Source organism: Pseudovibrio sp. W64, assembly GCF_001623145.1.
GTDB lineage: Bacteria > Pseudomonadota > Alphaproteobacteria > Rhizobiales > Stappiaceae > Pseudovibrio.
In genome coordinates this window covers 3,225-11,096 of the sequence record NZ_LMCI01000036.1, presented here as the reverse complement: position 1 = coordinate 11,096, position 7,872 = coordinate 3,225, and the positions used below count along the sequence as shown (strand labels likewise).

The window sequence follows — 7,872 nt, the reverse complement described above, 5'->3', positions numbered from 1 at the left end:
TGCCGAAGACTCATTACTAACAAATAGCGCAGGTATTGCCTGCCGCCTTGCTCATCCCGGCTTCCGGGAATTCTGGTTCAACACTGCATGGGAGGCCATGTGGTGGTTTCAGTGCTTGTATTGTCCTAAGCCAGCTAAGAGATATCCTGGACGAGCTGACGTATCGAGACACTCTCCTCTCATTAGAGCATGTTGCGTTCATATGCATTCACGCACCAAGCTCTAACTCTTTAATTTTGCGCGTATTCTTATCCAAAAACCGGAACCACTTTTCGGGAACACGCTCTAGACCAGGCATATTCTCACCCGAAAACCGAAACCGCTTTTCGGGAACATTCTTTAAATGCAGAGTGCACTTAATAATAGTCAAGGACATGGTGAGTTAGATTGATGAAGCTGACTGTAAAAGCTAGAGCACGTTGCGTTCATTTTCATTTACGCATCGCGCTCTAGCATCTTTGGTGGAGCGAATTCTTGTCGTTTGATTGAATGCAATCAAACGGAACGCGCTCTAACGCATCGATCACTGAATGTGCACACGCGCATCAATAAAGCCAAAAGAGCGCCTCATGTCGACCACTATGGAACAAGTCAGATCCTGGCAAGGCCCTGTACTATTCAGCTATGGGTTCAGGCCGTTCTTCCTCGCCAGCGCAGTCTGGGCAATCGTGCTTATGCTGCTCTGGATACCACTCGTTTCCGGGCACATCGAGCTGCCGATTGCGTTTGATCCGGTCTCATGGCACGCCCATGAGTTCCTTTTCGGCTATCTAAGCGCCGTTGTTGCTGGGTTTTTGCTGACCGCTATTCCCAACTGGACCGGGCGGATGCCCATTGTGGGCAGGCCGCTCATTGTCCTGTTCAGCCTTTGGGTGATTGGCCGTGCCGCAATCTTGTTCGGTGCCTATCTTCCTGCAGGCGTTGTTGCCGCGCTTGACGTTGCAATGCCATTGGTGCTGGCCATTGCGTGCCTGCGTGAAATTATGGCAGGCAAAAACTGGCGCAACCTTATCGTGCTGGGTTTGCTGGGCGTGCTCATTGCATCCAACCTGTTGTTCCATTGGGAAGCCTGGAGCGATGGGTACGCAGCGCAGGGCTATGGTATGCGTCTGGGTATCTCCACCATGGTTCTGATGGTTGGCCTGATCGGTGGGCGGATCATCCCCTCCTTCACCCGTAACTGGCTGGTGAAGCAAGGCAGCAAGAGCCTGCCAGCGAGTCCGATGCAGGTGTTCGACAAGATCTCACTGCTTGCCCTCCTGATCGCACTGCTTGTCTGGACTGCGCTTCAAGATCATTGGCTTGCGGGCGTGATACTTTTAATTGCCGGAGCGCTGCACTTTGTGCGTCTGGTTCGCTGGAAAGGGCAGTATACCTTCAAGGAACCTCTGGTTCTGGTGCTGCATGCAAGCTATCTGTTTATGCCCTTGGGCCTGCTTGCACTTGGCTTTGCCATCCTCCTGCCAGACCTACTGGACATCACCGGAGCCCAACACCTGCTTATGGCTGGCGTTCTGGGTATGATGACTTTAGCCGTCATGACCCGCGCAACCCTCGGCCATACTGGTCAGGAGCTCAAAGCAAGCCGCGGTGCCACCTTCCTCTACTGCGCAATGGCCACATCAGTCCTCCTCCGCTTCTCCGCAGGCCTATTCCCAGACCTCGCAACAAGGCTTTACGATGTGTCAGCGCTAGCATGGATCCTGGCATTTGTGGTTTACGTGGCGACCTTCGGACCACTGTTGGCGTGGGGGAAGAAGTGAGGGGGAGTTGCCCCTGTGGCTGAAGATATTAAACTCCGACCTTTCTTACCTATCAAACTAAGTCACGGCGGATGTAATCAACTCGGGACACTTCCCCCGGGCCGCGCGCCAAACAAAGCTGAGTGGCAACGCTTGAGCCAGCAGTTCAAAGTTCATCTGAATGAGCGCATTGCACGCATGGAGAACCTGAGAACGCAGCTGGAAGGCTGTATGGGGTGTGGTTGCCTGTCTCTGGACAAATGCGAGCTCTACAACGCCGGCGACGCCGGCCTCCAGCTACGGCCGCGGCCCCCGCTTCATCTATGGCGACAAGTCATTTAAAGATGAGGGCTAGTGTGCGGTAATCGGAGTTGTCGTTATTTCAAAATTTAGACAACAAAAAACCCGTCATCTTGGTGATAACGGGTTTGTATCTTTGGTTGCGGGGGTAGGATTTGAACCTACGATCTTCATGTTACGATCCCCTAATGTAGCAAAATTTACTATTATTATTTTTCAATAAGTTAGCCAACAAGCGACTGATACCGCTTTGCAACTTTCACAAAACGTTAACGAAATACACGACAACAAACGGCGTTATGTACAGCTTAAAATGCGTAGGGCGGTTGACGTAGTGTTGACGCAGAACTTTTAGTTTCTGTCATCCCAACGCTTGAACAGGACGTAAAAGTAATCAGGGTACTCTTACGATACAAACTCAGGTGAAACGAGCATCATCTTAATCGTGAGCCTTTGCCAACTTTAATGCCCGCGTTTGACTATCACTGAGTTTTTCATCGTTCACTGCGCTCGACCAAGCGACTTTGAAGGCTTGATCGTTAGAACTTTGGCACCAGGACAATGCTACCGCGCCGAGCGCCGTCCAGCCGATGCCATCACACATCTGAGTCCATCTTTTCGCAGGGAAGGATCCTAGTTTCTTCAGAAGGCTTAGATCTGTCTCGTCAATACGGGTCTGATTTTCTTTGCCGCCCTCAACGCCCGCAGACGCAATCCAGAGAGGTTCGCTGGCATGAAGGCCTTGCCATATATCTACCGGTGTGAGGCCTTCTCCTAAGTCAAATACTCCAGGCTTTGATGTGTCTTGATCAGCCACCAATTTCAACATCCCCCGATCCAGCGGAAGCAGAGCCACCACACCCAACAGCATCGCCCACTCGGCACACTGCACGGCCATTGACGAACACGGATCCAGATCCCGCTGACATGGAACGAGGATGAGGCGGACAATTGCCGCAACCATGCGAGATAACGCCGTCACCGACACACACCACAGCAATAGCATTTACAAACACATCAGGGCTTCCAGCGGACGACGGCGTAGGCGGAAAGCACCCATGGCCTGCGGCGATATCGCCTTTTCTATATGCAGCTGGCATCGCAAATCCTTAATAAATTGATTTCAAAATAGATCGAGATAATTGATCTGCCTGACGGATTGGCTCAGGCAGGCGGTAATCCGGCGCGAAGTTCAAAGTTTCTTGAATAGAGCGTTTCAAACTAATTTTGTGCCCTACTGAAATATAGAGAGGCTTTACTCCATTTTGAGTAACAAGCTGCTCACCTAACACAGTTCCGTTTTCGATGATCGGAGAGTGATCACCTCTGTTTCCAGAAATTCTTGTGATTGAAGTTGAGGCATTCTTGGCACAACCAATGACTGGAACATCAAAGACAACACCAAAGTGGCTTGCTGCCCCACATTTTTGAGCATGCAACGTACCATTGCCATCGTAAAAGAATAAGTCAGGCCGTCTTGAGAGCTGGCAATAAGCTTCGCTCACGAGCGGCATTTCTCGATAGGCGAGAAATTGAGGTACATACGGAAAATCTGGAATACCAACACTGTGAACCTGTTCGCATACTTCTCGCGTTTCTGCATCAAGAACGATAATGACGGCACAAGCATACTTACCATCATTGCTATAGGAAACATCAACACCAGCAACTAAGTTTACCGCATTGACGCAATCCTCTAAGATAACGCGCTCAGATAGTTTCTTTTGCTCATGTAAATACAGCTTTAAATTTGGTGAGAGTGAAGACAAAGTTCTCTACCCTTCACTATACAATCTCGGATCTTCAAACACTGTACCATTCTTAATTTTTTCTTCGGCTTCAGCAAGAAGATCATAAATGGATTCTTTTCTGAATGGGTACATGTTGAATACCTTTGAAGTCAGTCGTCTTGCAACTTCTTCGTTAGTTGCTTTTTTCTCATAAACCAGTACCCCTCCCTCGCTACTTAGTTCCTCAACGGTCAGTCCACCCCATTTTTTTCTTGCAAATATAAGTTCACCATTCTCGTTCCATCGTGCATCAATACCTATACTGCAGTCCGACTGTACTTGCTGAATTCCTTCGACTTGCATATTTGAGAAGTAATCAAGTGCAAAACCATTCCTCACACCCCCAACTACACTCTCCTCTCCAACAAGAACACCATCTTCTTCACAAAACAATACACCTGTAAAAGGTTTATCATCGTATGTTACGAAAAGATCACTTTCGTTATAAAGATCAAATTTATAGCTAATACGTTTAATATATTTGGTCAATTATCTATTCCAAATCCCTAAACCGCACTCGAATTACGCTTTCACAGCTAGATCTATTTAAGTACTTTCATCTTGCTGAGATGATGAAACTCTCCAAGGATGAACAGATCCGATTAACTCTCGAGAAGTCTAGTCTTTCACTTCCCTCAGAAGGCTCAATCAGAACTATTTCTCCAGGTGTTGCTCTTGAGAGGCTGTAAGCAATGATGGCTCGTGTGTGGGTTCTTGCGAACGGAAACAGCATGTACTCCGCAAAGTTTGAAGACTTGAGCACTTCAAGAAGCTGAATTTCTGTTGCAATCCGTGCCTCCCACTCCTTCCCCCTAGGAACAAATAAATAAAGGAAAGTCATGATTGTAAAAACATGCTCGTCTGACACCAGAAAGAGCTGTTTTACAGGTGTGCCACCATTGTTCATCCGAAGGAACTGATAGAGATTGTCTGGCAATTGCAAAAGGCCAAATGGAACTTTAGCCTCCCTAAATGCTTCTTCATCATAAATATCAAGAGACGTATTTGGTTTGCAAAGGAGTTTGTATTCAACCATCGCCATAGTACTACACGCCTTACAAGAAAAGCCTCTACTCACCAAGATTGGGCCGTAGCTCTTCAATCATGTCGTCAATATTGTTTGGTGTAACTTTCCAGCGCATAGGATCATCATACTCAAAGTCAGCTTGAACCTGCCCACTGTCTCTGTTAAACTGAAACAGCATTTGCATGAATCCTTTATCAGTATCCTTGGCAAGCCAATCTCGATAGTCCGCAATTATTTGACGTATTGGTCTAACTGATATTGCAAAAGCTTCATAGTCGCCTGAAGCATCATATGCGTATCCAAATGAACCTCCAAGTTTACCTTTGTCATTGCTGTAAAAAACTATCGAAAATTCTGACCAAGGGAAATCTGGTGTATCTTCTAGAAAATCTTCCGCCTGAATTACAGCGCGCGCAATATTCGATAGGTGCTCTAAATTCTCTGACATCATTCCTACTTCTAAATATCTCGAAAATATATTCGATCGAAGGTTTCACCTGCTTCGTTTTCGAAACTAGGTTTATCTTTATACCGCATTTTACCTGTTTTGGGATCGACTACCTTATAGCTAACATCGAAAGCATCTGGCCGAACGGCTCCAGGAGGTATGACTTTAATGTCGTACTCGACCTGGTAGCCTTTTTTGATCCAGTCCGCCCACTCATTTTCCATGGTTTTCCAGGCTCCCTGATTGAGGTTGCCAGCTTGTGGTGCAATGCCTTCATCCGGAGTATCCCCCATAAAACGGTGCCCGGCCAAGTGCCCACCTTGATCGCCTGGGTCTCCAAGCTTGCCAATTTTGGTAGCGTTGTCGCCTCGCTTGCTCGAACCAAAGTCTTCCTTTAACACGCCTTTAACACGCCTTTAGCTCGTATCGGGCGCCCTGTTTCTGCATCATATTCTATTTCATTGGTGTTGTTGCCTCTAGTTCTTGTTGTCTTTTTGGTTTTAGGCCGTGTGTCTTTTCCGCTCTGCTCGATTTCATCCTTTTCGTCGTCCCCATCAGAGCGACCACGGTTTTTCTCCTTTGCCAGAGTGCCGGCATGATGCTCCATGGGCGTACCATATCGCCCCTTCAGATGGGCTATACTGAATGTCTTTGTGACAACAGCACCGGATTGAAGATGGATCTGGGCAGCCACAGCTACAGGGATCGCCTTTTCTCCTGCTTTCTTTGCTCCCTTGGTGACAATGTTTGCAGACAGGCGAAGCCCTTTTAAGGCAGCAACCCCGATACCAGCGGTTGCAAGGGCTTCAGCCGCGATTAAAGCAGCATCAGTTGCAAGCGTTGCTGAAGCATAAAACCAACCACATTCTTCGAGTCGCTGTGTCAGTTCCTTATAAAATTTATCAGCGGCATCTTTTACAAATGCATCAGCATCGTTTTTTGCTTGGCGGCCTTCTCTTTCAATCTTATTTGCGCGAGCAAGGTGGTCCAAATAGGCATTGTAAGTATCGTTATCGACATGGCCCCGTGCTACTTTTTCTTCAATGTTTGGAAAATATAAATCTGCCAGATCCCGAAACTGAGTAGCAGCTGATCTGCTCGCCAGATATTGCCCGTAACTATTCAGGGTATAGATCGCCCCTTCACGGGCGGACTTTTTAATCGCCTCGACGAGAAGTTCGCGGGTCTCCTCATCGGTTGCCAACATGTAAACAAGCTCTATTTGAGCAACATATTCCCAAAATTGCTTCTCAACATAGTCAGCATACGAACATTTATTATCGCCCTGATTACCCTCAGTAAAATCAGTTGCAACACCAGTTGATGAGCCCGCCGTACTTAAAGGACGAAGAGGCAATAGTTCCATCTTTAATCCTCCCTTGAGCTTTCATAAGCTGTCAGGTGCTCAGTAATGAAAAAGCCACGCAAAATCCTCGGATGCATATCAGCGATGTTGAAGGCAAGTGATGGTCCCCCGTGCGTCATAAATCCGGGGGTAAATTCGCCAAGAATTGAACTTGCCAGCTGAGTGATGTTTTGCAGCTCACCATCATTTTCCTTTCCTGCCAGCGTAGTTTTGATAAGCGATTGCATTTTGCCAAGGCGGGTTGAAGCCCCCATATCAATTTCGCTCATTTCCTTAGCTGGAGTTATTCCTAGCTCAGAAAAGAACCGTTTGCGGTTGCTATCACGCAGTTTGACATTTTCTTTTTGTAAGGCTTCCCATTCAGGGGAGAGCATCTTAATAGCCATGACCACTCTCCCTAGTTCAATTTGATCTTGCCGCCCTTTTGGACGATCTGAGAGGAGCCGGTCAGATGGATGTCTTTTGCTTCTTCCTCAAGTTTTTCCGCCGCATTGATTTTAATGTTGACCCCTTCGAGGGTAATGGTGCCGTCTGCCTCCATCACCAATTTCGATTTGCCGACAATGATTTCGTATTTCTGGCCGACAACCGTTACCTTGTTCTGGCCAACCTCTTGCCAGGAGCCGATTGCAACACTCTCGTTCTTGATCCCGCCAACAGCAACTTGAAGGCCTCCTCCTACTGTGACAGACTTTGCAGCTCCAACAATCTCCGTTGAAGACACCATCACGGTCTCAGCTTTGTTTTTGCCAACGCCGATGACAAGATTGCCTTCGCCCATGTTGAGGCCGAACTTGCCGAGGGTTCCGGCAATACCGCCGATTTTCTTGCCAAGAGCTTTTTCTACGGCTTTAAATTTCTCGGTGACGAACTGCTGAAGCTTGTTGGGACCAACCATGAGCGTCATGTTGCCGCCAATCACTTCGTGGTGGCTGTTGCCCACTTCGATGGATTTGTTGTGGCCGATGCTTTCTGACTGGTTCACATCAACACGCTTGGCGCGGTTGTTTTCGACGTGAATATCCTGGTCTTTTTGGGCATGGACATAGATCTGCTCTTCACCGGACTGATCCTCAAATGAGATCTCATTAAACCCGTCTCCTTTATGGCTGTCGGACCTAATGACCATTTTAGTTTTGTGGTCCGGCAGTTGGTAAGGTGACTTGTTGTTGTTGTGGTAGGTTCTGCCTGTGATGATG

Annotated in this window: 12 protein-coding genes; 2 read left to right on the top strand and 10 right to left on the bottom strand. The window is 47.7% G+C overall.

Annotated features, from left to right (window positions below):
* The first annotated feature begins 569 nt into the window (after nucleotides 1–569).
* A complete protein-coding gene (locus tag PsW64_RS16430; protein WP_063289393.1) occupies nucleotides 570–1,763 on the top strand; it encodes an NnrS family protein in 1,194 nt (397 codons plus the stop codon).
* A gap of 15 nt (nucleotides 1,764–1,778) precedes the next feature.
* Nucleotides 1,779–2,084, top strand: a complete 306-nt coding sequence (locus PsW64_RS16425) for a hypothetical protein (protein ID WP_208980843.1) — start codon at nucleotides 1,779–1,781, stop codon at nucleotides 2,082–2,084.
* Nucleotides 2,085–2,481: 397 nt separating this feature from the next.
* Here PsW64_RS16425 and PsW64_RS16420 read toward each other — a convergent pair whose 3' ends face one another.
* From PsW64_RS16420 to PsW64_RS27965, 10 genes are all read right to left on the bottom strand, one after another.
* Nucleotides 2,482–2,871, bottom strand: a complete 390-nt coding sequence (locus tag PsW64_RS16420; protein WP_153042385.1) for a hypothetical protein — start codon at nucleotides 2,869–2,871, stop codon at nucleotides 2,482–2,484.
* Entirely contained in the window at nucleotides 2,852–3,142 is a 291-nt protein-coding gene (locus tag PsW64_RS27180) for a PAAR domain-containing protein (protein ID WP_082831139.1), read from the bottom strand. The genes PsW64_RS16420 and PsW64_RS27180 overlap by 20 nt, the downstream gene beginning before the upstream one ends.
* A 9-nt stretch (nucleotides 3,143–3,151) precedes the next feature.
* Nucleotides 3,152–3,811: an endonuclease V gene (locus tag PsW64_RS16415; protein WP_063304278.1), complete on the bottom strand. Its 660-nt coding sequence runs from the start codon at nucleotides 3,809–3,811 to the stop codon at nucleotides 3,152–3,154.
* A gap of 6 nt (nucleotides 3,812–3,817) precedes the next feature.
* A complete protein-coding gene (locus PsW64_RS16410) occupies nucleotides 3,818–4,321 on the bottom strand; it encodes a hypothetical protein (RefSeq protein ID WP_063304277.1) in 504 nt (167 codons plus the stop codon).
* A gap of 67 nt (nucleotides 4,322–4,388) precedes the next feature.
* Nucleotides 4,389–4,874, bottom strand: coding sequence for an SMI1/KNR4 family protein (locus PsW64_RS16405; protein ID WP_063304276.1), 486 nt, complete (start codon nucleotides 4,872–4,874; stop codon nucleotides 4,389–4,391).
* Between the two features lie 28 nt (nucleotides 4,875–4,902).
* Nucleotides 4,903–5,307, bottom strand: a complete 405-nt coding sequence (locus PsW64_RS16400; protein WP_193757815.1) for a hypothetical protein — start codon at nucleotides 5,305–5,307, stop codon at nucleotides 4,903–4,905.
* 11 nt (nucleotides 5,308–5,318) lie between these two features.
* Complete coding sequence (locus PsW64_RS16395; protein ID WP_063304274.1) at nucleotides 5,319–5,708, bottom strand: DNA/RNA non-specific endonuclease; 390 nt, start codon at nucleotides 5,706–5,708, stop codon at nucleotides 5,319–5,321.
* A complete protein-coding gene (locus tag PsW64_RS16390; protein ID WP_063304273.1) occupies nucleotides 5,702–6,673 on the bottom strand; it encodes a hypothetical protein in 972 nt (323 codons plus the stop codon). The genes PsW64_RS16395 and PsW64_RS16390 overlap by 7 nt, the downstream gene beginning before the upstream one ends.
* Before the next feature lie 2 nt (nucleotides 6,674–6,675).
* Complete coding sequence (locus PsW64_RS16385) at nucleotides 6,676–7,059, bottom strand: hypothetical protein (RefSeq protein ID WP_063304272.1); 384 nt, start codon at nucleotides 7,057–7,059, stop codon at nucleotides 6,676–6,678.
* Nucleotides 7,060–7,070: 11 nt separating this feature from the next.
* The coding region (locus PsW64_RS27965) for a bacteriophage T4 gp5 trimerisation domain-containing protein (protein WP_446737470.1) at nucleotides 7,071–7,872 on the bottom strand (802 nt) is incomplete at its 5' end.

What these genes read in the sequence shown, in the direction of transcription:
- PsW64_RS16430 (WP_063289393.1), top strand. Translation starts at nt 570, where the DNA reads ATGTCGACCACTATGGAACAAGTCAGATCCTGGCAAGGCCCTGTACTA.
- PsW64_RS16420 (WP_153042385.1), bottom strand. Translation starts at nt 2,871, where the DNA reads ATGTTGAAATTGGTGGCTGATCAAGACACATCAAAGCCTGGAGTATTT.
- PsW64_RS27180 (WP_082831139.1), bottom strand. Translation starts at nt 3,142, where the DNA reads ATGCCAGCTGCATATAGAAAAGGCGATATCGCCGCAGGCCATGGGTGC.
- PsW64_RS16405 (WP_063304276.1), bottom strand. Translation starts at nt 4,874, where the DNA reads ATGGCGATGGTTGAATACAAACTCCTTTGCAAACCAAATACGTCTCTT.
- PsW64_RS16400 (WP_193757815.1), bottom strand. Translation starts at nt 5,307, where the DNA reads ATGTCAGAGAATTTAGAGCACCTATCGAATATTGCGCGCGCTGTAATT.
- PsW64_RS16390 (WP_063304273.1), bottom strand. Translation starts at nt 6,673, where the DNA reads ATGGAACTATTGCCTCTTCGTCCTTTAAGTACGGCGGGCTCATCAACT.
- PsW64_RS16385 (WP_063304272.1), bottom strand. Translation starts at nt 7,059, where the DNA reads ATGGCTATTAAGATGCTCTCCCCTGAATGGGAAGCCTTACAAAAAGAA.